The organism is Streptomyces sp. NPDC002619, assembly GCF_042889305.1.
In the GTDB taxonomy this organism is placed as follows: Bacteria; Actinomycetota; Actinomycetes; order Streptomycetales; family Streptomycetaceae; genus Streptomyces.
Genome location: NZ_JBIAQV010000049.1, coordinates 1 through 24,464, shown reverse-complemented (window position 1 = coordinate 24,464; position 24,464 = coordinate 1). Strand labels below are relative to the sequence as shown.

Annotated in this window: 20 protein-coding genes and 3 pseudogenes; 13 read left to right on the top strand and 10 right to left on the bottom strand. The window is 69.1% G+C overall.

Annotation, left to right across the window (positions count from 1 at the left end; translation table 11 throughout):
• Both ACFYXB_RS38870 and ACFYXB_RS38865 read left to right on the top strand, forming a co-directional pair.
• On the top strand, positions 1 to 975 hold the full coding sequence (locus ACFYXB_RS38870; protein WP_389589697.1) for an alpha/beta fold hydrolase: 975 nt from the start codon (positions 1 to 3) through the stop codon (positions 973 to 975).
• A gap of 55 nt (positions 976 to 1,030) precedes the next feature.
• Positions 1,031 to 1,384, top strand: coding sequence for an SDR family NAD(P)-dependent oxidoreductase (locus ACFYXB_RS38865; RefSeq protein WP_389589696.1), 354 nt, complete (start codon positions 1,031 to 1,033; stop codon positions 1,382 to 1,384).
• On the opposite strand, the gene ACFYXB_RS38860 is transcribed toward ACFYXB_RS38865, so the two are convergent.
• Positions 1,283 to 2,737, bottom strand: a complete 1,455-nt coding sequence (locus tag ACFYXB_RS38860; protein ID WP_389589695.1) for a hypothetical protein — start codon at positions 2,735 to 2,737, stop codon at positions 1,283 to 1,285. The two genes, ACFYXB_RS38865 and ACFYXB_RS38860, sit on opposite strands and share 102 nt — an antisense overlap.
• A 239-nt stretch (positions 2,738 to 2,976) precedes the next feature.
• Between ACFYXB_RS38860 and ACFYXB_RS38855 the strand changes: the two genes are divergently transcribed.
• Positions 2,977 to 3,207, top strand: a complete 231-nt coding sequence (locus ACFYXB_RS38855; protein ID WP_389589694.1) for a hypothetical protein — start codon at positions 2,977 to 2,979, stop codon at positions 3,205 to 3,207.
• Between the two features lie 140 nt (positions 3,208 to 3,347).
• Here ACFYXB_RS38855 and ACFYXB_RS38850 read toward each other — a convergent pair whose 3' ends face one another.
• Positions 3,348 to 4,709: a hypothetical protein gene (locus ACFYXB_RS38850; protein ID WP_389589693.1), complete on the bottom strand. Its 1,362-nt coding sequence runs from the start codon at positions 4,707 to 4,709 to the stop codon at positions 3,348 to 3,350.
• Positions 4,710 to 5,259: 550 nt separating this feature from the next.
• On the opposite strand from ACFYXB_RS38850, the gene ACFYXB_RS38845 reads away from it, so the two are divergent.
• Positions 5,260 to 5,640 carry a type II toxin-antitoxin system RelE/ParE family toxin gene (locus ACFYXB_RS38845; protein ID WP_389589692.1) on the top strand — a complete coding sequence of 127 codons (381 nt, stop codon included), beginning with the start codon at positions 5,260 to 5,262 and terminating at the stop codon, positions 5,638 to 5,640.
• Positions 5,637 to 5,930: a helix-turn-helix domain-containing protein gene (locus ACFYXB_RS38840; protein WP_389589691.1), complete on the top strand. Its 294-nt coding sequence runs from the start codon at positions 5,637 to 5,639 to the stop codon at positions 5,928 to 5,930. Before ACFYXB_RS38845 ends, ACFYXB_RS38840 begins: the two co-directional genes overlap by 4 nt.
• Before the next feature lie 62 nt (positions 5,931 to 5,992).
• Here the strand turns inward: ACFYXB_RS38840 and ACFYXB_RS38835 are convergent, their stop codons facing one another.
• Entirely contained in the window at positions 5,993 to 7,162 is a 1,170-nt protein-coding gene (locus tag ACFYXB_RS38835) for an RNA-guided endonuclease InsQ/TnpB family protein (protein WP_389589690.1), read from the bottom strand.
• Between the two features lie 11 nt (positions 7,163 to 7,173).
• Between ACFYXB_RS38835 and tnpA the strand changes: the two are divergent.
• From tnpA to ACFYXB_RS38810, 5 genes and pseudogenes are all read left to right on the top strand, one after another.
• Positions 7,174 to 7,443, top strand: a pseudogene (gene tnpA / locus ACFYXB_RS38830) (IS200/IS605 family transposase); the annotation flags it as partial.
• A gap of 646 nt (positions 7,444 to 8,089) precedes the next feature.
• Positions 8,090 to 8,488, top strand: coding sequence for a transposase family protein (locus ACFYXB_RS38825; RefSeq protein ID WP_389589689.1), 399 nt, complete (start codon positions 8,090 to 8,092; stop codon positions 8,486 to 8,488).
• Positions 8,383 to 9,036 (top strand): ISAs1 family transposase, encoded by a 654-nt coding sequence (locus ACFYXB_RS38820; protein ID WP_389589717.1) that lies wholly within the window; start codon positions 8,383 to 8,385, stop codon positions 9,034 to 9,036. The genes ACFYXB_RS38825 and ACFYXB_RS38820 overlap by 106 nt, the downstream gene beginning before the upstream one ends.
• Positions 9,006 to 9,215, top strand: a complete 210-nt coding sequence (locus ACFYXB_RS38815) for a hypothetical protein (RefSeq protein WP_389589688.1) — start codon at positions 9,006 to 9,008, stop codon at positions 9,213 to 9,215. The genes ACFYXB_RS38820 and ACFYXB_RS38815 overlap by 31 nt, the downstream gene beginning before the upstream one ends.
• Before the next feature lie 245 nt (positions 9,216 to 9,460).
• Positions 9,461 to 9,553 (top strand): annotated as a pseudogene (locus ACFYXB_RS38810) (hypothetical protein); the annotation flags it as partial.
• A gap of 374 nt (positions 9,554 to 9,927) precedes the next feature.
• On the opposite strand, the gene ACFYXB_RS38805 reads toward ACFYXB_RS38810, so the two are convergent.
• The 7 genes from ACFYXB_RS38805 to ACFYXB_RS38775 all read right to left on the bottom strand — a co-directional run bounded on the left by ACFYXB_RS38805 (position 9,928) and on the right by ACFYXB_RS38775 (position 20,124).
• Positions 9,928 to 13,017 (bottom strand): glycosyl hydrolase family 65 protein, encoded by a 3,090-nt coding sequence (locus ACFYXB_RS38805; RefSeq protein ID WP_389589687.1) that lies wholly within the window; start codon positions 13,015 to 13,017, stop codon positions 9,928 to 9,930.
• A complete protein-coding gene (locus tag ACFYXB_RS38800) occupies positions 13,014 to 14,153 on the bottom strand; it encodes an aldose epimerase family protein (protein ID WP_389589686.1) in 1,140 nt (379 codons plus the stop codon). The genes ACFYXB_RS38805 and ACFYXB_RS38800 overlap by 4 nt, the downstream gene beginning before the upstream one ends.
• Before the next feature lie 55 nt (positions 14,154 to 14,208).
• Entirely contained in the window at positions 14,209 to 15,216 is a 1,008-nt protein-coding gene (locus tag ACFYXB_RS38795; RefSeq protein WP_389589685.1) for a LacI family DNA-binding transcriptional regulator, read from the bottom strand.
• 101 nt (positions 15,217 to 15,317) lie between these two features.
• Entirely contained in the window at positions 15,318 to 16,355 is a 1,038-nt protein-coding gene (locus ACFYXB_RS38790) for an ABC transporter permease (RefSeq protein WP_389589684.1), read from the bottom strand.
• Positions 16,352 to 17,326 (bottom strand): ABC transporter permease, encoded by a 975-nt coding sequence (locus tag ACFYXB_RS38785; protein WP_389589683.1) that lies wholly within the window; start codon positions 17,324 to 17,326, stop codon positions 16,352 to 16,354. Before ACFYXB_RS38785 ends, ACFYXB_RS38790 begins: the two co-directional genes overlap by 4 nt.
• Positions 17,323 to 18,954 carry a sugar ABC transporter ATP-binding protein gene (locus tag ACFYXB_RS38780; RefSeq protein ID WP_389589682.1) on the bottom strand — a complete coding sequence of 544 codons (1,632 nt, stop codon included), beginning with the start codon at positions 18,952 to 18,954 and terminating at the stop codon, positions 17,323 to 17,325. The genes ACFYXB_RS38785 and ACFYXB_RS38780 overlap by 4 nt, the downstream gene beginning before the upstream one ends.
• An 87-nt stretch (positions 18,955 to 19,041) precedes the next feature.
• On the bottom strand, positions 19,042 to 20,124 hold the full coding sequence (locus ACFYXB_RS38775) for an ABC transporter substrate-binding protein (protein ID WP_389589681.1): 1,083 nt from the start codon (positions 20,122 to 20,124) through the stop codon (positions 19,042 to 19,044).
• Between the two features lie 468 nt (positions 20,125 to 20,592).
• On the opposite strand from ACFYXB_RS38775, the gene ACFYXB_RS38770 reads away from it, so the two are divergent.
• The 3 genes and pseudogenes from ACFYXB_RS38770 to ACFYXB_RS38760 all read left to right on the top strand — a co-directional run.
• Positions 20,593 to 23,862, top strand: coding sequence for a LamG-like jellyroll fold domain-containing protein (locus ACFYXB_RS38770; RefSeq protein WP_389589680.1), 3,270 nt, complete (start codon positions 20,593 to 20,595; stop codon positions 23,860 to 23,862).
• 286 nt (positions 23,863 to 24,148) lie between these two features.
• A complete protein-coding gene (locus ACFYXB_RS38765; protein ID WP_389589719.1) occupies positions 24,149 to 24,331 on the top strand; it encodes a hypothetical protein in 183 nt (60 codons plus the stop codon).
• A 14-nt stretch (positions 24,332 to 24,345) separates the two neighbouring features.
• Positions 24,346 to 24,435, top strand: a pseudogene (locus tag ACFYXB_RS38760) (transposase); the annotation flags it as partial.
• Positions 24,436 to 24,464: the final 29 nt, after the last annotated feature.

Genomic DNA, 24,464 nt, shown 5'->3' with positions numbered 1-24,464 from the left:
ATGCCTGAGCCCACACCGCCGTACGCTCCGCCCAGGGCATTCGCCGACATCCGCGAAGAGCTGGAGCACGGCCTGGTACCCGTGGCGCAGGATGTGCGCCTCCACTACGTCGTCGCCGGCGAGGGCGAACCGGTCGTCCTCATGCCGGGCTGGCCGCAGAGCTGGTACGCATGGCGATACATGATCCCCATGTTCGTCGCGGCCGGCCGCCGGGTCTACGCCATCGATCCGCGGGGATTCGGCGACAGCGACATGCCATCGGCCGGCTACGACCTCGCAACGGCCGCCGCCGACCTCCACGCGTTCATCGAGCAGCTCTCCCTCGCAGGCGACGACGGCGTCGACATCGTCAGCCACGACACCGGCAGCTGGATCGCACACGCGCTGGCCGCGGAGTACCCGCGCGACGTCCGCCGCCTCGTTCTCTCGGACGCCTACATACCGGGCGTCTCTCCCGATCCTCCGGCTGGCTACCCGGACATCAGCATGGTCCACCGCCAATGGCACTTCTACTTCAACCGAGTCGAGGGGCTACCGGAGGCACTGATCCACGGCCGGGAGCGGGAATTCCTCTCGTGGTTCTTCGGCCCGGCCAAACTTGCCAGAACGTGGACCATCGACTCCGAGGCCTTCGACGAATACCTGCGGGTCTTCAGCAAGCCGGGCGCCGTCCGCGCCGGACTCCAGTACTACCGGCACGTCCTAAGCCCGGCCGGCCGGAAAGCCAGCGCCGAGCGGACCACACGCCCGCTCCCGATGCCCATCCTCACGCTGGGCGGCGAATACGCCGATGCCGACAACCTCTTCCACACGATGCGCCGCTTCAGCAACCACGTGCACAACCAGGTGTTCGCCGGCATCGGCCACCACCTGCCTGAGGAGTGCCCCGAGGAGATGTTCCAGGCAATCGAACGGTTCTGGCGGGACACACCATGCCACACAGCCGAACCGCAGGGCGGGCGCTCTGGAATGTGATCACTGCACAACTCACGACTCCCCCATCCCTGCAGACCGGAGGAAAGACTCCACCATGCCTGTCCCCACTGTCGTGATCACCGGTGCGCTGACCGGCATCGGTCACGCCACCGCGGTCGCATACGCGCGCCAGGGCGCCGATCTCGTCGTCTCCGGGCGTCACCAGACCCCCGGCGAGCAACTCGCCAAGGAGCTGGAAGCACTCGGCGGGCGAGCCACGTTCGTCCGGGCCGACGTGCGCTTCGAAGCGGACGTGAAGAACCTCGTCACCGAGCATCTCGACCAGGCCGGTGATCGCGCCGTGTCCTCACAGCCCTGCTTGATCGACCATCTGGCGCATCGTGACCACGGGAAGCATCCGGTTCGCGGCAGTTCCTGCGGCAACGACGGAGTCGGCGGACCCGAGTAGTTCGATCAGCCGGTCGGCTGGAATAGCGGGGTTGGTCGCGGCTCGACGGCGGACAGTGTCATCGTCGTCGGTCAGCAAAGCCTCGAGCGTGTCGGCCAGCAAACCGGGATGTGCTGCGGCGACCGCACGGTCGTGGGGTTCATCGGAACAGGCCAGGCGAGTGGCGGCATCGGCGGGGAAGTTCTTGTGGGCGAGCATGTCCCATCGGCTGTAGCTGGTCCACTGTTCGACGATCTGAGTCAGCAGCCAGCCGGGGGCATTCGGCTGCCGCTCGCACACGAATAGTCGAACCGCGAAGCTTTCGTCGGCGGCGAGGATCTCGACAATCTCCTCAGGTAGATCGGGCCGCATGGCCAGGGTCTTGCGGAAGATCTGGTGGCGGCTTCGGGCGAACACGAGTTGATCTTGTTCGGACAGGTCCTCAGTCAGCAGCCAGCCGACGATGCCGCTGCTCCGGTCGTCGTAGTCGACCGGTATCGACTCCCGCAACGCCGGATCGAGGCCGCACCGTGCGACAACAGCCGCGCGAACTTGGTTGTCTGGATCGTGCGCCAAGTCCGCGACATGCTCGGCTGACAGCGTCGGGTTGGCCGCCACCGCCGCGCGCAAGTCCGGACTGGCCATGAATCGGTCGGCCAGAGCGGCGTCCAGGTCGGCGACTTCGGCGATCTGCCGCAGCAGACCCATGCTGGACGCATCGCCTGCAGTGGAGTCGATGTCGGTAAGCATGGCGTGTGCTGCCTCTGTGGGAAGCGGACCGTTCAGGCGGAGCAGGAGCATCTGCCGGCCGAAGGCGCCGGTCACCCGCGACAGGAGTTCTCCGATCCGGTCGGTCGGGGCCAAGGGCCATTCGGCAGCAGCAATGGCGGCCGTTCGCGGGTCCGCGTCATTGAGCATCACGTCCCGCACATCGTCTGGCAGGTGACGGTTGAAGGCCAGCGCGCGGCGGACTTTCGGCTCTGGGTCGCGGGCCAGTAGTTCGTAGACCTCGCGCGGCAGCGGGTCTGGGATTCGGCGCCCGTGCACGCCGACTGTGGTGAAGTACTCCGCTCCTTCAGCCAGCCGGCCCCGCACCCGCGGGTCGGCGTCGCCGGCAAGGACGACCTGAACCGCAGGTGGGAGGTTCGGATTCGAGGCGAGATCCGACCGCACGGTCACATCAGGGTCGGTGGCAAGCACCGTCGCAGCCTCCGCAGGGAGGTCGCGGCGCCCGGCCAGCCCGGACCGATCGATGTTTGCCGCCGTCAGACGAATCAGGACCTCCGCAGGCGCCGACGGGTTGCCAGCCAGACCACGCAGCAGCGTTTCCAGGGCTGGTTGTGCGATGGTGGGAAGTTCGAAGGAAGCAGGCACCGCCCCATGGTGCCAGTCCCGCTGCTGGAGTTGTCGTGATCTATGCTCCCGTGGCACGTGCCGCGAGGTACTCCACCGCACGTCGACAGGGCGGTGACGGCCTGCAACCCCGACAGCGACGGATCGGACTGCCCCCTCATACTTCGCACCGGTGGATGCTCCGGGCAGCGCCCTGAACCAACTCAGATGCGCGAGGTCCGCTTCTTGTTTCAGGCGAAATCACCAAGAGACAATTCGAGGTGACGGGCCGTCCGCTGCTTGGCGGTGACGTGCAGGTGATGGACGTCGACGATGTCGGCGCCTCGATGGCGTTCGCCACGGTCACCATCGCCCGCACCACGCGCGCCACCCCGCCCCGCGAGACGGCACCCGACGACCCCTGGGCCACCGCGAGCTGCACGCGCCCTGCGACAGCCCCTCCCGCCCAGGACACCGACGCCGGACTCCCCTCCAGCGACCCTCCCTTCTGACCAGGTTTCGTGAGGAGACACGGCCCCTGGCGGCGGCTGCCGAGACCCTGCGCCGACCAATCGTGCCCCGGGCCCGCGACGCGATGGGCACCGCAGCACCCGCCTCCGGCCGTCCGGGCCACCGGACGACCCTCGGGGTCTCAGTGCACCCCGGGGCAGTGCTCTGCAGCCCGGTGCCCGCCTGCGGACACCTCGGCCAGGGTCGCCAGAGCCGCGTCGGCCGCGGCCTGGGGAATACCCGACCGCCATGCGAGGAAGCGCACCCAGTCCGGCAGCAGCCGCTTGACCCCGATCGTGACCGGGTGGCTGGAATCCCAATCGTTGATCAGCGTGAGATTGTGGACGATCCGGTGCGGTGAGACCGAGTCCGCAGTGTCCGGCAGGACACCGGCCAGCCACTCGGCGACCAGTGCTTCCACGATCTCCTCATCGATCGTCTCGCTCCGCCTCTGCTGCAGCCATGCGGTGAACGCCTCCAGCGTCGGGGTGACATCGACGTCGTGGTAGAGGTCGATGGCGGCAGGCAGCGAACTTCCCCGCCGCTCCAGGGCGGCGGAGACATCGTGGATACGCCGCAGTGCCCGGAACCACTCGTCCCACACCGCCCGCGGCTCCGTCCCGAAAATACTGATCTCGGTCAGGTCCACCTCGGTCAGACAACGCAGCGCCTCCGTCCCAGCCTCGGCGAGCGGCTTGGCCCCGGCGCCAGCAGCCGCCGCGCCGACCGCGGCACGCCAGGCCTCAGCGGCCTGCTCCACATCGTCGTACGTGCCGCCACCGGCCAGGACGACGAAGCCGCAGGCGTCGATGTCGAAAAGGTAGACCGCCGGGTCCATACCGCCCGGATAGACCGTGGCCGCGATGACGCCCAGACGCGAGCCGTACACATCACGCAGCGCCCAGATGTCCCCGGTCATCCGCAGCTTCGCCACCGCATCCCGCCACTGCGGCAGAGCCGACAACACCTGCGAACCACGCACCACCGGACGCAGCCGGGACACCGCCTCCAGCGCCGCGTGCGCGATCGCCGGCGAGCCCACCGACGACAGCCCGTACAGCAGGAGCAGGGCGGCCTGACCACCGGGCACTCCAGAAACCAAGCGCTCCCGGGCCCGCTCCTCCGCAGCGTCGATCAGCCCGCCTATCCAGTCACCGAGCGCGAGAGGCCGCCCCTCCTGGACGGCCTGGTGCACGCGCGCCCCCAGCAGGCCGGCCGTCATGTCCTCCAGCCGGCGCGGGCCTTCGGCGCCAAGCAGTACCTCGGCCTCGTCGAGGAGCACCGAGAAAGAAGGCCCGAACCAGTCGCGCCTCGCCGGCTGTCCCTGCGCGAGCTGCTGCAGGAACGACAGGCCGGACGGGCGTGCGAACGGATTGCCCGAGCTGAGGCCGGACCGCTCACCCAGTGCCGGGATGTTCTTGGCCGATGCGGGATTACCCGAACGCTTCCCGCCACTGCTCTGGCGGTTCTTCTTGGGCTTGCGACTGCGGGAGACCGGAGACATGGCGGGCCTTCACACGAGAGAGAACCGGCGACCGCGGACAAGGCACACCCGCCCGGCACCCGGGGCTGCCGGGTCCCGGCAGATCGTTCCGAAACGGCCACCCGCACCCGCAGCGACCGTTGCGCCGGTTCAAGAGACCCCTGCCCCTGGCCACCTCTATAACGGAACGAGATTCTACCTACGGCGCGGGCGGCAACGGCAGCGACGGATGAGCTGATCAACCCAACCTCTTGAGGCTCCGTGAAGAACAGACTTGCCGCACTCAGACCTGAAGTTCCCCCGCTGAACTTCATTCCAATGAGCGAGGAGGTCTACGAGCGGATCCGGAGGCGCGCAGCAGCCGAGGGGAAGACACCGGAGGAGTACTTGCAACAGGCGGTCGCACAGGCGCTGGCCCGTGACCGGTCCACGCGCCGTGCACAGCTGGAGTGCTCGCTGAACGAACTGCTGCGCACCCACAGCCCCGAGGAGGTCGCCGGGCGGCGGCGCGGCGCGAGCACGGCGCGCTCCGGCCAGGTCAGCCGCGGCCGTACCGCGAGCTACGGTGTGGATGCGCTCTTCACCATCCAGCTCGAACCCGAGGTGCGGGACTGGCTGGAGGCCCTGCCGGCCAAGCACTTCCTCAAAATCGACGAATACGTTCGGGCTGCTCGCGGAACACGCCGCCGCGCTCGGCGAGCCCTACGCCCGCTACCTCGGCGACGGAGTCCGGGAGCTGCGCCCGACCCTCGACGGTGCTGCCATACGCATCACGTACTGGCTCACCCCGAACCGCACCGCGGTCCTGCTGACCGTCTTCCGCAAGACAAGAATGCGGGAGGATGCCGAGGTCAGGCGCGCCAAACTCGCACAAAAGGTCTGCGAGGCCGAACACGGCCCGGCCCACGAGGAATTCATCCGCACCATCGAGGAAGGAGAGGTGGAGCAATGAGCCACAGCCGCTGGAAGACCCTGCGCGAGCGGAAGCTCGCCGAAGGCTTCACCGAGCCGGAAGACGTGGCCGAGGCCCGTCGCGAGATCCGGCTGTCCCTGGCCCTGGCGAAAGCCGTGTATGACCGGCGTACCGAGCTCGGGCTCACCCAGACCGAACTGGCCGACCGCGCGGGCCTCACCCAGGCGAAGATCTCCCGGATCGAAGGCTCCGACACCGTCCCTACGCTGCCGCTCCTGGCCAAGCTGGCCAAGGCTTTGGACGCGACCGTCAACTTGACCCGGCTTTAAAGGACCGGGCTTGGAGGTAGCGCCCAACTGGCTGCTGGGTGGGCTCCTCCGTCCAGACACCCCTATGGGGTGGCAGGGACGCGTGACTCACGCCCCGCGGTCCACACAGCCTCGCCCTTGCGGGCGATGTTGTGGGAAGCGTTCCGGTCTGCGTGGGCAACGACCCCGCAGTTCCGGCAGGTGAAGCGGGCCTGGCTTGCCCTGTTCTTCTTGTCGATGTGGCCGCACTCGCAGCACTGCTGCGAGGTGTAGGCGGGATCGACGAAGACCACGGGCACACCGGCCCTGCGAGCCTTGAAGACGATGAAGTCTGCGAGCTGGGCGAAGGCCCAGGAGTGGAGCGCGACCCGTTGGGGCTTGCGGAGCCGTACCCTCTGCCGGATTCCCTTGAGTTCTTCCAGGGAGAGTCCGGCCGAGGTGCGTTCAGCCTCGGTCACGATCGTCTTGGCGATGATGTGGTTGGTGTTGGCGGCGTGCCGCTGCTCGCGCCGGTTGCGCTTCTTCAACAGCCGCTTCGCGGACTTGGTGCCCTTGGCCTGCAGCTTGCGGCGCAGGTCGAGTTGCCGCTTGCGGTGCCGGTTCAGGCCACGCCCGGCGGCCTGGTAGCCGGTGGACGTGGTGGCGACGTTGACGATTCCAAGGTCTACGCCGATGAAGTGGTCGGGCTCGTACTGCTCGGCCTCAGGAACGTCGCAGGTCGCGATCAGGTAGAACACGCCGTCACGCTCGATCAGATCAGACTCGCCCTGCCGGTGCTCCCGGAGCATCTTGAGGCCATCCGGGGAACAGGCGAAGCGGACGTTCTTGACACGCCCGGCGGTCGTCCAGATCGAAACGGTCTGCGCGTCGTACTGCCAGCTCAAGCACCGGTCGTCGTATGGTTGCGCGGCCTCGCGCCGGAAGGTGATGGGCTTCGTCTCGGCCTTGACGCGACGCTTCGATCCAGGCTTACCGAGGTTCCCGGCGCGGATGTTGGCCTTGAGCGTGGTGTAGGCGTCGCGGGTCTTCTTGATGATGTGCTGGGCGGCCTGCGCTCCCAGTCCCCGCGCCCGAAGTTCGGCGTAGGTGTGCCTGCGCAGCTCGTATTCACGCGGAACACCGCGTTCGCACGCGACTGCCGACACCCAGTTCGCGGCCCCGTTGGCCGTGTGCAGGGTCGCGAGAAGCGCGGTGGCCTGGTCGGCCTCCGGTATCAGCTTCACTTGCACGACGATCTTCACGACCGTGATCATATCATTGCTCTATGTCACCACGCTGGGAGCCAAACCCCCATATCCGCAGGGGCCGTACGGTCGTCCACACCCTCCACGCACACTTGGTCTTCACACCCAAGTACCGGCGCGGCCCGTTCACGGACGAGATCCTTCGACGTTGCGAGGAAGTCATGCGCGCCGTCTGCGCCGACTTCGAAACGGAGCTGGTCGAGTTCAACGGCGAGACCGACCACGTGCATCTCCTGGTGCACTACCCGCCGAAGGTCTCCCTGTCCCGGCTGGTCGGCTCCCTCAAAGGTGGCGAGATGAAGGGGCGGGCCGGGTTCCGTGGGACCGGGGGCAAGCTTGGTGACCTGTTCGGGATCAACTGGGTGCCTCGTGCTCGACGGGTATCGCGCCAGTCGAGGACTGATCGGGCACGCGATACGCTCTCGGTCATGCCAGAGACAGGGCGCCGACTGATGCGCGCGTTTCGGGCCGTGGACCGTTTCCTTGGCGGCGAGCGCCCACCAACACGTACACAGAAGTTCGCGGCCCGGTATCCGGTCCTTGTGACATGCCTGACAGGAACGATTTGGGCTGCGTACTTCCTGTTGCTCCCGGGGGTCCAGTCGTCGGATTATGCCATCGGGCCGGTCGGAGGCTTCCTGCTGGGCGGCATCTTCGGCCTCACGGCACTGTACGAGAGGCGCCGACAGCGCCGCCTGCGACGGCTGGGGCTGTGGGACGGCTCGTGAGGGAGTCCAGTGCAGCCTTCGACGTGCCGTCGAGGTCCTCCATCCTCGCCGCCCTCATCCCAGGCGTTGTCGTCCACTGAGCAACTCAAGGTCACATGGCAGGCAAGCCTCGTCGGCCCGCGGGCGGCATCCCCGCGCGGAAACGATGGATGCGACGTCAGATGATCAAGGTTGCTGAGAATGAAGACCGACCTGGAGCTGCGTCCGCGTGCCATCTTCTCTGATCAGCGTCCTCGCGCGCCACGGCGAGGACGCCACTGTGCCCTGCCTGCCTGTGAACTCCTATGAACTGGCCACGCTGGCCGAGGTGTTCGACCGCCTCCCGGATCCGCGCCGGATACGCGGACGCCGCTACCGGCTCGGTTCGCTCCTGGGGCTGTGCCTGGTCGCGGTGCTCGGCGGCGCGAAGTCGCTGGCTCAGATCGCCCGTTTCGCGGCGGACGCGACGGCCGAGGTGCACGACCAGCTGGGGCTGGCTCGGGCCCCCCGAACGCCTCCACCCTGGGACGTCTACTGGCGCGGCTGGACGGGGACACGGTCGACGATGCGGTGGGCGCCTGGCTGGCCCGCCGCGCCACCGACCCGGTCGACGAACCCGACCGCCTGACCGGGCTGGCCGTGGACGGCAAGACAGTTCGCGGATCGCGCACCGACGGCCATGCCGTGCACCTGCTGGCCGCGACCCTCCACGGCAGCCAGACCGTCATCGCCCAGCGTCAGGTCGCGGCCAAGAGCAACGAGATCCCCGCCTTCGCCCCGCTGCTGGAGCACCTGGACCTGCGCGGCGTCGTCGTGACCGCCGACGCCATGCACACCCAGCGCGAGCACGCCCACCACATCATCGCCGCAGGCGGCCGCTACCTGCTGGTGGTCAAGGGCAACCAAAAGAAGCTGCGCAAGCAGATCAAACGCCTGCCCTGGAGCGAGATCCAGTGCTTGGCCGCACCACCACAACCGGCCACGGCCGACGCGAGATCCGCCGGCTCAAGGTGTGCACCGTCGCGCCCGGCCTGCGTTTCCCGACCCGCAAGGCCCAGACGAAGACCGTCTACGCCATCACCAGCCTCAGCCCTGAGCAAGCAGGCCCCGCCCGTCTGGGCGAACTCGTCGAGGACCACTGGTCGGTGGAAGCCCTGCACCACGTGCGCGACCTGACCTACGGCGAAGACGCCTCCCGGATCCGCACCGGCACCGCACCCCGCCTCATGGCCACGCTACGCAACCTTGCCATTGGCCTGATGCGCCAGGCCGACTGGAACAACATCACCGCCGCAGCCGACCACTACCGGTCACGCCCGGATCACGCCACCGCACTCCTCAAGATGACTCACTGAGAACGCATCAGCCCTGGTCTGTCGATGCCTCCGGAGCCGGTGACACCACCCCCCAAGATGTGATCGACAGGGGGAGAAAGTCATGCCAACTCCGGAGGCCGGGCGCCCCATTGCGGGGCCACCAAAACGGTAATTGTGATAGTCGACCTGCGGCCCGGGGGTGGGTTGCTGCCAGGCTGATGTCGGCGTCCCGGCATGACCCGAAACGGTAATTGGCGGCTCGTCAGAGTCTGCCGTGCCCCGAGATGTCTGCCGGACGTCGGCGTCGGCCTGGCCCAGCGTCCTCGGGACTGACGAACCGCCATCGCATCAACCGCAGCGGTGACCGGCAACTCAACCGTGCTCTGCACACCGTCACTTTGATCAGGATGCGACTGGACCCGTCCACGAAGGTCTACGTCGCCGCAGAATGGCTGAGGGCAAGACCTCACGAGACGCACAGCGCTGCCTCAAGCGTGCCATCTGCCGACAAATCTTCAAGATCCTCGAACCCCCGAATCGAACCCGGGCAGCCAGCCTCACGGATCACGCCAATCAACTTGACGCGATATAGCAGCCTCGGAGGGAGACTCAACACCCGCCCCATACGACAGCGTCGGTCTCCAAGACCACAAGCAGGTCCTGGAGACCGACGTCACGCCAGGCCCCGAATCAACCAACACCGTCCTCGGGATGGGACCGGGGGCCTTCGGCGGTCGGCGAAACTGTGGCGCTATCCGGCGCTCCGCGCCTCGAACTTGTCCACCGCGATCGTGCCCGCGTCGCCGCGGACGCCGAACATGAAGTGGTACGACGCGCGCACCGCTGGGTCGGCGAGGTTGATCGCTGGGCCGACGTCCGTCGTCAGGAGGCGCTGCCAGACGCCGTCGTGCTCGTGCCACGTGGACACCGTCGTGCCGTGCATCTGGAGCGCCAGCCGGTCGCCGCGCGCCAGCGTCACCGTGGAGCAGCACGCGCCCGTGCCGGACGGGTTCATGCGGCCGTCCACCCGGACGTCGATGCCGCTGGAGTGGCCGCGGTTGTTGTACCAGGCGCCGATGTACGTGGTGTCGTCGCGGGCGAGGCCCACGAACAGGCTGTCCTCGTTCTGGGCGGTGCCAATGAAGTCCGCCGGGTCGACGATGGCCAGCGAGTCGGCCGACGACGGGCCGACCCCGCGGTCCAGCAGGGCGAAGAAGCGCTGGTCAGCGGTGGCCCGAAGGGTGCCGTTGGCCACCGACAGGGCCGGCACCGCCTCGTCCGGGAACGGGCGCCGGGCCGTGTAGTCGGCGCTCGTGTCCGTCGAGAAGTCGTCCACGACCTGCGCGTCGGTGTACGTGGCCGGGTCGAGGGCGGCGGTGAGCCGCCGGCGGGTGTGCGTGGCGGCCGCGCCGCCCTCTTTCGTCGTGTACGACGCGGTGGCGGTCATCGACGTGTCGAAGCCCGACGCACCGCTCGGCGGCGTCAGTGTGAAGCGCCAGACCGCGGAGCCGCCCGGCGGGATCGCAGCGACGGGTTTCTGGTCGGCGGGCGCAGCCGTCCAGCCCTCCGGAAGAGACAGTGACACCGACGGGTCGCCCAGGCGCTCACCGGTCGCGCTGCGCACCGTCACCGGCACGACCGTCGGACCGTTGACGGACACCGCGCCGCCATCGTCCTTCGGGCCGATCGCCACCGACGCGGCGTGACTCGACGGCGACCAGGACTCCAGCTCGCTGACGCCGACGTACGCGCCGGCGGGGTTGGTGAACAACAGGCGGATGCGGTCCGTCGTGACCGCCGGGAAGGTGACGCGGTTGAGGCCGTTGCCGGCCGGCTCGGCGCGGTTCCGCGTCTGGTCCGGGATGTCGTCCCACGCCGTGCCCGTCCAGTACTGCAGCCGGTAGTCCGCCGCGGGGCGAACCCCGCCCCCGTCGTCGTAGCCGTACCAGCGGACGTCGCTCACCGGTGTCGGGGTGCCGAAGTCGACACCGTAGTAGTCCTGGGCGTTCGGCGAGGAGTAGTTCGTCCAACGGGTGTTCTCCGGCACCTCGTTGAACCAGACCTTGCCGTCCAGGGCGTTCCACGCGTTGTCGGAGTGCCAGGTGTTCGAGGCGATCGGCCGCGGATAGCCCTGACGCAGCGGGTTCGCCGCGTCGTTCACCAGGTGCGGGGCGCCCGTCGGGGAGCCGGCCGGGCCGACCGGGACCGTCACGTCGTCGAGGGTCGGCGACGAGCGCACCAGCGTTCCGTCGACGTAGATCCGCATGCCCGCGCCCTTGCCGTAGTGCGAGCCGTCGCGGTCCCACAGGACGGTGACGTTGTGGCCGTGGTACGGCACGTTCTCCACCGCGTAGTGGTCCCAGCCGTCCGGGACCAATGGCTGGACGCGCAGGCGCGCGCCTTCTTGCGGGTGCAGCCCCAACAGGCCGGAGAGCACTAGGTCGTTGAAGGTCGAGTGGTTGTAGTCCTCGCTGTGGTTGCGGCCGTCGTAGATCCACCGGTCCTCGTCCGGGGCGTGCGCCTCCGCGACGTAGGGCCGGCCGTTCTTGAACTGCGTCCTGGCGTATGTCGCCAGCGCGGCGGCGTAGTCCTCCTTGCCGACGACCTGCTGCGCCGGGTGATCGGCGACGTGGTTGGCCAGCCCCGTCAGCGTCTGCGCGGTGGAGAACGGCCAGCTGGGGCCGTCCCAGCGGCAGCAGTTGGCGGCGTCGTGCATGAACCAGGGGCTGCGGCGCTCTGTGGTCGTCGGACCGTACGGCGCGGCGAAGCCCTGCGGGTCGAGCAGCTGCCCCCAGGCCGGGGCGTCCGCAGGATCGGCGGCGCCGAACTGCCAGGGGAGGTAGCCGATCTGCTCGCGCGAGTCGAACAGCTTGTGGTCGGGGTTCTTGTCGCGCGGCATGGTCATGAAGAACTGCCGGCTTGGGTCCCACAACCACGTGTGCATGGCCTTCTTGAGCGCCGCGGCCTTGCCGGCGTACTCCCGTGCGGTCTCCTCGTCCCCGGCCAGCTCGGCGAGTTTGCTGATCGCCGTAGCGTCGCCGTACTGGTACGAGTTGAGCGTCGGCCGGAAGCCGGCGCCGCCGTGGTAAGGGTCGTCGGACGCGTACGACGAGGCAGAGAGCTCCATCGCGTCCCACACCGGGACCGACCAGTAGAGCCCGAGCCCGGCGTCGAACTGCTTGTCCCAGCCGCGGTACTGCCGCTCCAGCTCCGGCAGCAGGTCGACGAGCTCCGAGAAGTCGCCGGTGACCTGGGCCCGGCCGTAGGCCGCGCTCGCCAGCCAGAAGCTGTACTCGTGCGCCCAGTCGGTGGTGTCCTTGTTCACCGAGTCCACGGCCGGCTTGGGGCCGCCACCGGGGCCGGTGAGCCAGAAGCGGGTGTAGTCGTCCAGGTAGGACTCGTCGCGTACCCAGCGGCCCTCGCTGATGTGGTGGGCCGCCGCGGCGTTGATGGCCTGGTACGGCGCCGCGTAACCGCAGCAGTCGAGGAACTCGGTGAGGATCCAGCCGTTGGCCGGGTCGGTGTAGCGCAGGTGCTCCTTCCACACCCGCCACCGGTAGTAGTACACGTCCTGGATCGACTTGTCGGGCAGGTCGACGAACGGGACGTTCGCCTCGTACCACTGCTTGTCGTTGAATCCGGCGAGATACGAACCGTGGTCGAGGATGTGGGTGCCGGGCCCGATGGCCGGTACCGCCGCCGCGGGTGTCTGTGCGGCCGGAGTCCCCGTCGCAACCGTCGCCCCCGCGAGGTTTGCCGCCAGCAGGCCGGCTGCGACGAGCAGCGTCGGCAGCCGGCGGCGTCCCGGGCCGCGGGCGCGGGTCCTTCTCTTCTTGTTCATCCTGTGCAGCACTTCTTCTGAATCCTCTCGGTGACGGCCGGCGCTCGGTTCGCGCGAGCCGCGGCCAGGTGCGGGAAGCGGAACTCGGTGCGGCTGCACAGGACTTGGCCCGGGCGCAGCACAGTGGTGGGGTAGTCCGGTCGGTTGGGCGAGTCGGGCAGGTGCTGGGTCTCCAGGCAAACCGCGCCGTGGAGCGGATGGGGGTCGCCGTCGTGGCCGGTGAGGGACCCGTCGAGCTGGTTGCCCGTGTAGACCTGCAGCCCGGGTTCGGTGGTCCACACCTCCATCACCCGCCTCGCGCTGGGCGCCGTGAGGCGGGCGGCGCGCCGTAGTTCGCCGCGGGGGGCGTCGCCGCGCAGGAGCCAGCAGTGGTCGTAGCCCCCGCCGGCGGCTGCCAGCTGTGGGTGGGGCTGGTCGAGCACGTCGCCGAGCCTGCGCCCGGACGTCAGGTCGAAGGCCGTCCCGGCGACGGGGGCGGCCGGCCCGAGCGGGATGCCCTCGGCGCTGATCGGCAGGTACGCGTCGGCGTCGACCTGCAGCGTGTGGTCCAGGACGTCGCCGCGCCCCGCGAGGTTGAAGTAGGCGTGTTGGCTGAGGTTGACGACGGTGGGACGGTCGGTGGTGGCCGTGTAGTCGACGGCGAGCGTGCCCGCGCCGTCCAGGGAGTAGACGGTCGTCACGTCCAGGGCGCCGGGGAAGCCCATGTCGCCGTCGGGGCTGCGCAGCGACAGCCGCAGCGTGGCCGGGCCCTCGTCGGGCAGCGGCTCGGCCTGCCACATCCGCTTGTCGAAGCCCTCGGGACCGCCGTGCAGTGCGTGGCCGCGGTCGTTGGCGGGAACGCGGTGTTCTGCGCCGTCCAGGACGAAGCGGCCGCGGGCGATGCGGTTGGCGTAGCGGCCGACGATCGCGCCGAAGTACGGGCTCTTCTCGGCGTACTGGTCGACGGAGCCCAGCGACAGGACGACGGAGCCGGCCTCGCCGGCCAGGTCGGGCACGGTGAGGGCGTGCAGGATGCCGCCGTAGGTAAGGACCTCGGCGGTCACGCCGGCGTCGGAGGCCAGGTGCCACAGGTCGACGTCCTCGCCTGAGGGAGCTGTGCCGAACGGGCCCCGCTGCAGGGCGGGTCGGTGAGTCATGGTTCCTTCGTCGTACGGGGTGGGGAGCGCAGAGCAGCCGGGCGCGGGGCGTCCGTCAGCCGGAGACGGTGGACTCGCGGACGGCGAGCCGGTATCCGGGCCGCGCCCTGCGGGGTTCGGCAGGGATCCCGGAGATCCGTTCGACGAGGCTGTCGACGGCTAGCCGGGCGATCGCCTCCTTGTCGGGGGAGACCGTCGTGAGGGTGACACTGCCGTAGCGGCTCTCCTCGATGTCGTCGAAGCCGACGACGGCGACATCCTCGGGCACGCGCAGGCCCCGCTCGGTCAGCGTGCGCATCGCACCGATGGCGATCAGGTCGTTGTACGCGAACACGGCGTCCGGCCGCTCGCCGCCGTCCAGCAGCGCGGCCATCGCCGCGGCACCGTCGCCGCGCCCGTAGCCGTCGGTGACGACCACCAGCGACTCGTCCGGCTCGATCCCGGACGCCGTCAGCTCCTCCCGCCAGCCGCGCAGCCGCAGATGGGCGGGCTGGCGCTCGCGGCCGGTGCGGGAGCCGATGAACGCGATCCGCCGGTGGCCGAGTTCGAGCAGATGACGCATGGCCGTGCGGGCCGCGGCCACGTTGTCGATGGCGATGTGGTCGTACGGTGCCTCGTACTCGCGCTCGCCCAGGAGTACGAGCGGCGACGTCTCCTCCCGGGCGAGGAGGTCCTCCGCCTCCAGATGGATGGGGCTGAGGATGAGGCCGTCGATGACATGGGAGCGGAAGCCCTGGCAGACGAGGATCTCCTGCTCGCGCTGCCCGGCCGTGTGATCGAGCAGCACCGTGTAGTCGTGCTGGGCGGCGGCGTCGACGACCGCGCCGGCGAGCTCCGCGAAGTAGGGGTTGCCGAGTTCGGGGACGGCCAGGGCGATGACGCCGGTGCGGCCTTTGCGCAGATGGCGTGCGGTGAGGTTCGGCCGGTAGCCGAGCTCGTCGATGGCCTTCTGCACCTTGGCACGCATCTGGGGCGAGACGTGGGGGTAGTTGTTCACGACGTTCGACACGGTCTTGACCGACACGCCTGCCCGCTGCGCGACGTCTTTCACACTGACGCCCATGGCGCTCCTTCACTGGAGTGGACCGGTCCCGGAAGGTCCCGGGACCCGGAGAGCTGCGCCGAGCGCCGCCGGTGCTGCGGCCGTACGGCGCTCGGCGTTCCTCAGGTGGATGTGCGACTGCGTGCCAGGTACCGCTGCGCGACCACGACCACGATCAGGAAGCCACCGCTGACCACCGACTGGTAGGAGGAGTTGAGCGAGCCGATCTGGTTGATCAGGTTCTGGATGACCGCGAGCAGCAGGACGCCCCACAGCGTGCCGCTCACCGAGCCCGCGCCGCCGATGAGCAGCGTGCCGCCGATGACGACCGCCGAGATGGCATCGAGCTCCATGCCGACGCCGATGATGGTGACACCGGAGGACAGCCGCGCCGCGCTGACGGCGCCGGCAAGTCCGGCCAGCAGCCCGCTGATCAGATAGACCATGACCTTGGCGCGGACCACGGGCAGGCCCATGAGGGTGGCCGCGTCGGCGCTGCCGCCCACGGCGAACAGCGTCTGGCCGAAGGAGGTGCGCTGCAGCACCAGGCCGCCGGCTCCGAAGAGCACCAGCGCGATGAGGACGGGGTAGCCGAAGCCCCAGACGCTGCCCTGGCCGAGCTCGGCGAACGCCGAACCCTTGGGCACCAGATACGTGGTGGCGCCCTCGTCGGTGATCGCGAGCAGCAGCCCGCGGGCGGCCAGCAGCGAGGCGAGCGTGACGATGAACGGCGCCATCCCCGCGCGGGCGATGAGGAGCCCGTTGAGCATGCCGATCGCCCCGCACACCGCCAGCGGCACCAGCAGCGCGGGCAGCAGGCCCCACTGCGAGGCCCAGGCGGCGAGGACGCCGCCGAGCGCGAAGACCGATCCGACGGACAGGTCGATACCGCCGGTGATGATCACCAGGGTCATGCCCAGCGCCACGACGGCCAGGAACGACGCCTGGACGGTCATGCCGCGGACGTTGTCCAGCGTGGCGAAGGACGGGTAGAGGAACGACGCGATCAGCACGACGACCAGCAGGACGGCCAGCACACCCTGGCGCTGGACCAGCGAGGCGAGGCGCTCCCAGGTGCCCGGCTGCGCGGCGGAGTCGAGAGGTGCGCCGCCGGGCGTCGCGGTGGTCTCGGGGGCATCCTGTGCGGAGGTGAGGTTCATCGGGACCGGCGCTCCCGTGCGACGTAGACGGCGGCGAGGATGATGGCCGCCTGGGCGATCTGGGCGGTCGAGTCGGGCAGGTTGTGCTTGACCAGGGTGGCCCGCAGCAGTTGCATGAGCAGCGCGCCGGCGACGGTGCCGAGGACGCGGATGGACCCGCCGCTCAGCGGAGTCCCGCCCACCACCACCGCAGTGATCGCGGACAGTTCCATGAGGGTTCCCAGCGACGAGGGGTCGCTCGCGGTGAGCCGGGAGGTGGCCAGTATGCCGGCCAGCGCCGCGAGGACGCCGCACAGCACGTACACGCCGGTCAGGACGCGTTTGACGGGCAGTCCGGCCAGCGCCGCCGCGGGGCGGTTGCCGCCGATCGCGACGATCTGCCGGCCGAAGGTGGTGCGGCCGACGAGGAAGGCCACGGCGAGCGCCAGCACGGCGGCGATCAGGACGATCACCGGGATGCCGAGGACGCTGTCGGTTCCCAGGGCCAGCAGGTCGGGGTTGGAGATCTGCTTCAGCTGCCCGTCGGCCAGTACCAGGGCGAGCCCCCGGCCGCCGACGAACAGCGCCAGGGTGGCAACGATCGGCTGCAGCCCGACGGCCGACACCAGCGTGCCGTTGACCGCACCCATCACGGCTCCGGCCAGCAGCGCGACGAAGAGCGCCGGTACCAGTCCGTAGCCGAGATAGAGCGGCAGCAGGGCGGCGGCCAGGGCCATTGTCGATCCGACGGACAGGTCCACGCCCTCGGTGCCTATCACCAGGGCCATGCCCAGCGCGACGATCACGATCGGGGCGACCTGGACCAGCTGCGTACGAAGGTTGTCGGTGGTGAGGAAGTGGTCGGTGAAGACGGCGTTGAAGAGCACAAGCGCGGCCACGGCCGCGTACACGCCGTACTCCTGGAACCAGGCGGCGGCGGCGCGCGGTCGCGCGACTCCGCCTGTCGCCGCCGTGGCGGCCTGGGCGGTCATCGGGTGTCCTCCTTGGCGCTGGCGCCGCCGGCCGGGGCGAAGTCCGCCCCGGCCGAAGCGGCGGGTGAGTGGTCGGCGAGTACGGCGAGGAGTTCGTCCTCGCCGACCCGGTCGCCGGTCAGCTCGCCGACCGCGGCGCCGGCGCGTAGCACCACGATTCGGTCGGAGCCCTCAATGAGCTCCTCGATGTCGGAGGAGATCAGCAGGACGGCCAGGCCCTCCTGGGCCAGCTCGTCGATCAGCGCCTGCACCTCGGCCTTGGCGCCGACGTCGATGCCGCGTGTCGGCTCGTCAAGCAGCAGCACCTTCGGCTCCAGGCACAGCCAACGTGCGAGCAGCACCTTCTGCTGGTTGCCGCCGGAGAGCTCGCCGACCTTCTGCTCGGGGCTGGCGGCCTTGATCCTCAGCCGCTTCATGAAGACCTCGACGATGCGGTCCTGCTGCCGGCGCGAGACGACGCCCGCCCTGGACAGCCTCGGCATGGCGGCCAGCACGATGTTCTCCCGTACCGAAAGGCCCGGCACGATGCCCTCTGCCTTGCGGTCCTCGGGCAGCAGGCTGATGCCGGCGCGGATGGCGCTCGCGGAGGTCTTGCGGCGCAGCGGCTTGCCGTCGACGCTGATGTCCCCCGCGTCCAGCGACAGGGCGCCGGCCAGCGCCTTGGCGGTCTCGCTGCGCCCGGAGCCCAGCAGGCCGCCGAGTCCGAGCACCTCGCCCGGGTGCAGCTCCAGCGAGACGCCGTCCAGCTGGTGCCTGCGGGTCAGTCCGGTGGCGCTGAGGACCGTGCGGCGCGCGATGTCGTGACCCTCGTCGCCGAAGCTCGTCACGCCGTGCCGGCGGACCTCGGTGATCTCCCGGCCGAGCATCATGGACACCAGCTGCATACGGTCGAGGTCGGCCAGCTCGCCGGTGTGCACGTGCCGGCCGTCGCGGAGCACGGTCACCCGGTCGCAGATCCGGTACAGCTCGTCCATCCGGTGGCTGACGTAGACCACCGCGATGTTCTGCCGACGCAGCTCGCCGATGACCCGGAAGAGGGTCTCCACCTCGCGCGGCTCCAGGGACGAGGTGGGCTCGTCCATGACCACCACCTGCGCCTTGACGGACACCGCACGGGCCAGGGCCACCATCTGCCGGGTACCCAGGCCCAGGGTGTGCAGCGGCCGCCGCGGGTCGGCGTGGACGCCGAACCCGGCGAGGAGCTCGGCCGCCTCGCGGTGCATCCGCGCGAAGTCGATCAGCCCGAGGCGCTTCTTGGGCTCGCGGCCCAGGAAGATGTTGCGGGCCACGCTCATCAGGGGAACGAGGTTGACCTCCTGGTAGATCGTGGAGATGCCCGCCTGCTGCGCCTCGAAGGGGCGGTTGAAGGCCACCGGCTCGCCGTGCAGCAGCAGTTCGCCGCCGTCCGGGCGGTGCACGCCGGTGAGCACCTTGATCAGGGTGGACTTGCCTGCGCCGTTCTCGCCGACGAGGGCATGGGTCTCGCCCGCGCGCAGGGTGAAGGAGACGTCGTCGAGCGCGACCACACCGGGGAACCGCTTGCCGACGCCGCGGGCCTCGAGTACCGCCGGTGCGGTCGGCGCCCGGCTGTCGGCTTCCGCGGACGCTGCCGCATCGGGGGGTGCCATGGACCTGGCCTTCCGGAGTTCGTAGGGGAAGTGGTGCAGGGCCGCCACGGGACGGGGGTCTTCCGTGGCGGCCCGGGAGCGGGTCGGTCAGAACGCCCCGCCGAGCGAGGTCTTCGCATTGGCCTCGTCGTAGGCGCGGTCGGAGATGATGAGGTTCGCCGGGATGGCGTCGCCGCCGAAGAACTTCTGCGCGGTGGCGAAGGCCAGCGGGCCGAAGCGCGGGTTGGACTCGATGACCGCGTTGATCTCGCCGTTCACGATGGACTGGACGGCGTTGCGCGTGCCGTCGATGGACACGACCTTGATGTCCTTGCCGGGCTTCTTGCCCGCACCCTTCAGGGCCGTCACGGCGCCGAGGGCCATCTCGTCGTTCTCGGCGTAGACCGCGGTGATCTCCGGGTTGGACTGGATCAGCTGCTCCATGACCTGCTGGCCCTTGTCGCGGGCGAACTCGCCGGTCTGCTGCGCGACGATCTCCAGACCCGGGGCCTTGGCCTTGAGCTGGTCGACGAAGCCCTTGGTGCGGTCGGTGGTGACGTTGTTGCCGGAGGCGCCCAGCAGGACGGCGACCTTGCCGTTGCCGCCGGTGGTCTTGATCATGACGTCGGCGGCCCGCTTGCCCTGCTCGACGAAGTCCGAGCCCAGGAACGACAGGTAGTCCTTGCAGGCCGTCGCGTTGACCTTGCGGTCGATCGTGAGGACCGGCACGTGCTTGTCGGCTGCCGCCTTCAGCGCCGGCTCCAGGCCGTCGGAGTTGAGCGGGGCGACGATCAGGAACTGGGCGCCCTGGGCCAGCATGTCCTGGATGTCGCTGATCTGCTTGGGCAGCTGCGACTGCGCGTTGGTGGTCAGCAGCTTCTTGACGCCGACCTTCGCCGCCTCGTCCCTGATGGACTGGGTCTCGGCGATCCGGAACGGGTTGGCCTCCTTCTCCGACTGGGAGAAGCCGACGACCGCGTTCTTCAGGTCCAGCTTCTTGGCACCGTAGGCGTTCAGCGTGCAGCCGTCGCCGGAGGCGACCGGAGTCTGGACGGCCGGCGCGGCCTGGGACGCGTCGCTGCCTGAACTGCCGTTGTCCTCCGACTTCGCACAGCCGGTGGCGGTGAGCGTGATGGCCGCGACGAGAAGGCTCGCGATGGCGAAGGTGCGGGATCCGCGCGTGCTGTTCATGGGATTTGACACTCCTTGGCGGGACGGGACAGCACCGCCGGGCGGCGTGCGGTCGGTCGCGTGAATCGAATGCGGCCATGCCGTGCCCAGGGGCCGCAACGTGTCTGCGCGACCGCCGGATTGGGGCTTTGAGCTGCGAAGTAGATGTGGGGCAGCCCAGTTTGGGGAGGTCCCTGGCTGGCTTTACAACGTTATATAGGTGCTGCGGCGGCGACGGCAAGAGCGTTGCGCACACGTTGCGGTTGCGTTTCGCGCACGCTGCCGCGGACCGTGGCGAGACCTCTGGACACGCGTGAGTTCGCGTGCTCTCATTCCGCTGCACAACATTTTCCTACGTTGGAAACTATCGGCCGACGGCGTCGCCGCCCACCCTTCTGGCAAACCTGCGGCCGTGCTCAGCCATGTCTCCAACAGCCGTACCAGTACCAGTGGTTCGGCTTCCGACCCCACTTCCGCGAGGTCATCCGCATGAGACGAAAATCCGCTCGTTCCAGACGTGCGCTGCCCACGCTTCTGCTGGCCGTCGCGCTGGCGCTGCCCGTGAGCGGCAACCTGGCCCCCGCCGCAGCGGCCGCCGTGCCGACAGCTGCCGTAACCACGTTCGCCGCAGGCGACACCGCCGCCGCGGTACACGGCTTGAAGGGCGAGTACTTCAGCATGTCCGCGCCGGGCGCCCGCGACTTCGCCGAGCTCGGCGGGGTCTCACTCGACCCGCAGATCAATTTTCCCGGCCTGGTCACCACGTTCGAGACGCTGACCGGGCACACGGAGAACACGACGGCCCGCTGGACCGGGCAGATCGAGGCGCCCACCACTGGCGACTACACGTTCTACGCCGTCGGCGACAACGGCTTCCGGCTGTTCATCGACGGCAAGCCGGTCATCGACCACTGGGTGGGCGACTGGGACAAGGAACAGACCAGCGCGGCGGTCACCCTGGCGGCCGGCGAGAAGCACGACTTCCGGCTGGAGATGTTCCAGGACGTCGGCGGCGCGAACATGTTCCTGCGCTGGTCGGGCCCCGGGCTGGACAAGCAGTTCGTCCCCGAATCGGCGTTCACCCCGCCGGCCGGCTTCCAGATCTACCCGGTGGACCTGACCGTCGCCGAGGACGGCCTGCGCGTCCAGGCGACGTTCGAGAACGACGTCACCGACCTGGGCAGCATCAAGGACCATCTGAAGATCGACGCCGACACCTCGCCGATGCCGGTCGACTCGGTGGCGCTCGCCTCGGACGACCCGCACTCCGCGATCATGACGCTGGCAGAGCCGATCCAGAAGGGCCAGCAGGTCCGGGTCAGTTACGATGGTTCCGGCGGTCTCAAGGTCGGCAGCGACACCGTGCCGCAGATCATCCGCACGGCGCGCAACACCTCCACCCACCGGCTCACCACTCAGTGGGGCGACAAGCTCAACCATGACCACCCGCTGCCCGAGTACCCGCGGCCGCAGCAGGTGCGTGAGCAGTGGAAGAACCTCAACGGCCCCTGGCAGTTCGCCGGCGCTGCCGCCAACGAACAGCCCGTGTTCGGCAAGGACCTCAACGAGAAGATCACCGTCCCGTTCCCGGTCGAGTCCCAACTGTCCGGGATCGAGCGGCACGAGGACCACATGTTCTACCGCCGACTCGTCACCGTCCCCGCTGACTGGAAGATCGGCAGCGGCAAGCGGCTGAAGCTGAACTTCGACGCTGTCGACTACCGCGCCCGCGTCTGGGTCAACGGTACGCAGGTCGCCGAACACACCGGCGGCTACACCGGCTTCAGCGCCGACATCACCGACGCGGTCAAGGGCACCGGGCAACAGGAGATCGTGGTCGAGGCCATCGACACGGGCGGCGCGAACCAGCCGGTCGGCAAGCAGTCCACCCACCCGGGCGGCATCGTCTACACCCAGTCGTCGGGCATCTGGCAGACGGTGTGGATGGAGCCGGTCGCCGACACCTCCATCGACAAGCTGGTCACCACGCCGGACATCGACACCAGCAGCCTGGCGCTGACCGTGAAGTCCGCAGGGGCCTCGACGAACGCCCAGGTCAAGGCCGTCGCCCGCGACGCCGCGGGCGGGGTGGTCGGCACGGTCACCGGCCAGGCAGGCGCCGCGCTGCGACTGCCGGTCGCCCGCCAGCACCTGTGGAGCCCGGACGACCCGTACCTCTACAAGCTCGAGGTCACGCTCACCGACGGGCGCTCCACCGACACCGTCAGCAGCTACTTCGGCATGCGGAAGATCGCCATCGCGAACGTCGGCGGCTACCAGAAGCTCGTGCTGAACGGCAAGCCGATCTACTCCCTCGCCATGCTGGACCAGGGTTTCTGGCCCGACGGCCTGAACACGGCGCCCAGCGACCAGGCCCTCGCCTTCGACCTGAAGGTGCAGAAGAAGATGGGCTTCAACGCGGTCCGTAAGCACATCAAGGTGGAGCCGGCGCGCTGGTACTACCACGCCGACCAGCTCGGCCTGCTGGTGTGGCAGGACTTCGTATCCAGCAACATCACCAACGACACGGGCAAGCAGTCCTTCGTCACCGAGGGCATGCGCGAGATGGACCAGCTGCACAACTCGCCCTCGGTCATCGGCTGGATCGTGTTCAACGAGGGCTGGGGCGAGTGGGACCGCACCGAGACCGGCAAGATCGCCGAGTCCGTCAAGGCGGCCGACCCGTCCCGCGTCGTCAACGCCCACAGCGGCGTGAACTGCTGCGCCTCCAAGGGCGATTCCGGCAAGGGCGACATCATCGACCACCACGACTACCTGAACCGCGAGGCGCCCTTCCCGGACGAGAAGCGGGCAGCGATGGACGGCGAGCACGGCGGCTTCACGCTCCGCAGCCCCGGACACATGTGGCCGGGTGCCCCCGCGGCGATCTACAGCGGGGTGGCCGACAAGGCCGCCCTCACCAAGAAGTACGTCGACAACACCCGGCGCTACTACCTCGCCTCGGCCAATGCCGAGCTCTCCGGCTCGGTGTACACCCAGGTCACGGACGTCGAGAACGAGCTCAACGGGCTCTATTCGTACGACCGCAGGGTGGTCAAGGTCGACCCGGACCAGGTGCGCGACATCAACCGCCAGGTCATCGCCGCCGGCGCGGCGGCCGGCGACCGGGCCGAGCTCCACGGCGGCGGCTACTGGGCCCTCGACGAGGGCTCCGGCACCACCGCCCGCGACCAGGGCCCGAACAACCTGCCGCTGACCCTCACCAACGGCGCGTCCTGGACCGCCGGCGTGCACGGCACGGCCCTCGGCTTCAACGGCCAGGGCCAGTACGCGGAGACCTCGGGCCCGGTGCTCGACACCACCCGGAGCTACTCGGTCTCGGCGTGGGTCACCCTGTCCTCGATCCCGGGCAACTACGCCACGGTGGTCAGCCAGGACGGCCGCCGCACGGAGAACCCGTTCTACCTCCAGTACGGCCAGGGCGCCTTCGCGTTCAGCACCCCAGGCGGCCACCGGGCCCGCCTCGCGCTCATGCCCGAGCTGGGTCGCTGGTACCACCTGGTTGGCGTACGGGACAACGCGAGCAACACGATCAAGTTGTACATCGACGGCCAACTCGTCGCGACTGCCGACCCCGGCACCGCCGACGTCAGCACGGGCCCGCTGTCCGTGGGCCGCGCCCTGTACGCCAGTAACAACACCGACTACTGGAACGGCTCGATCGACGAGGTACACGCGTTCGACAAGGCACTGACCGCGGACGAGGTGAGCGCGCTGTACACGGCGGAGAAGCAGTAGCCGCACATCGCTGGCCCGGGGCGGGGAATCCACCCTCGCCGCCGGACACACAGGGCCCCGTCCTATCCCAGGAACGCTGTTGGTCGATTCGCGGCCTGGCGTGACGTCGGTCTCCAAGACCTGGTTGTGGTCTTGGAGACCGACGTTGTCGTATGGGGCGGGTGTCGATGGTGATGAAGTTCCCCCAAGGCCGGGTAGTTAGCGTTTTCGCAGGTCACGCAAGGGGTGTTGACGGGTTCTCGACGTGGGGCAACGGAGCTCGTTGGTACAGGCCCACGTGCGCGCCGTGACCCACGGCGAAGACGCCTCCCGGATCCGCACCGGCACCGCACCCCGCCTCATGGCCACGCTACGCAACCTTGCCATTGGCCTGATGCGCCAGGCCGGCTGGAACAACATCGCCGCCGCAGCCGACCACTACCGGTCACGCCCGGATCACGCCACCGCACTCCTCAAGATCACTCACTGAGAACGCATCAGCCCTGGTCCCCGTCCTACTTCGCCGCGTCCTGCGGCGGCGCCCCGCTGTCGATCATCAAGGAGTACATCGAGAACCAGAAGCGTCCCGGCTGAGGTCAACAGTGCGGACCCGTGGAAACCTG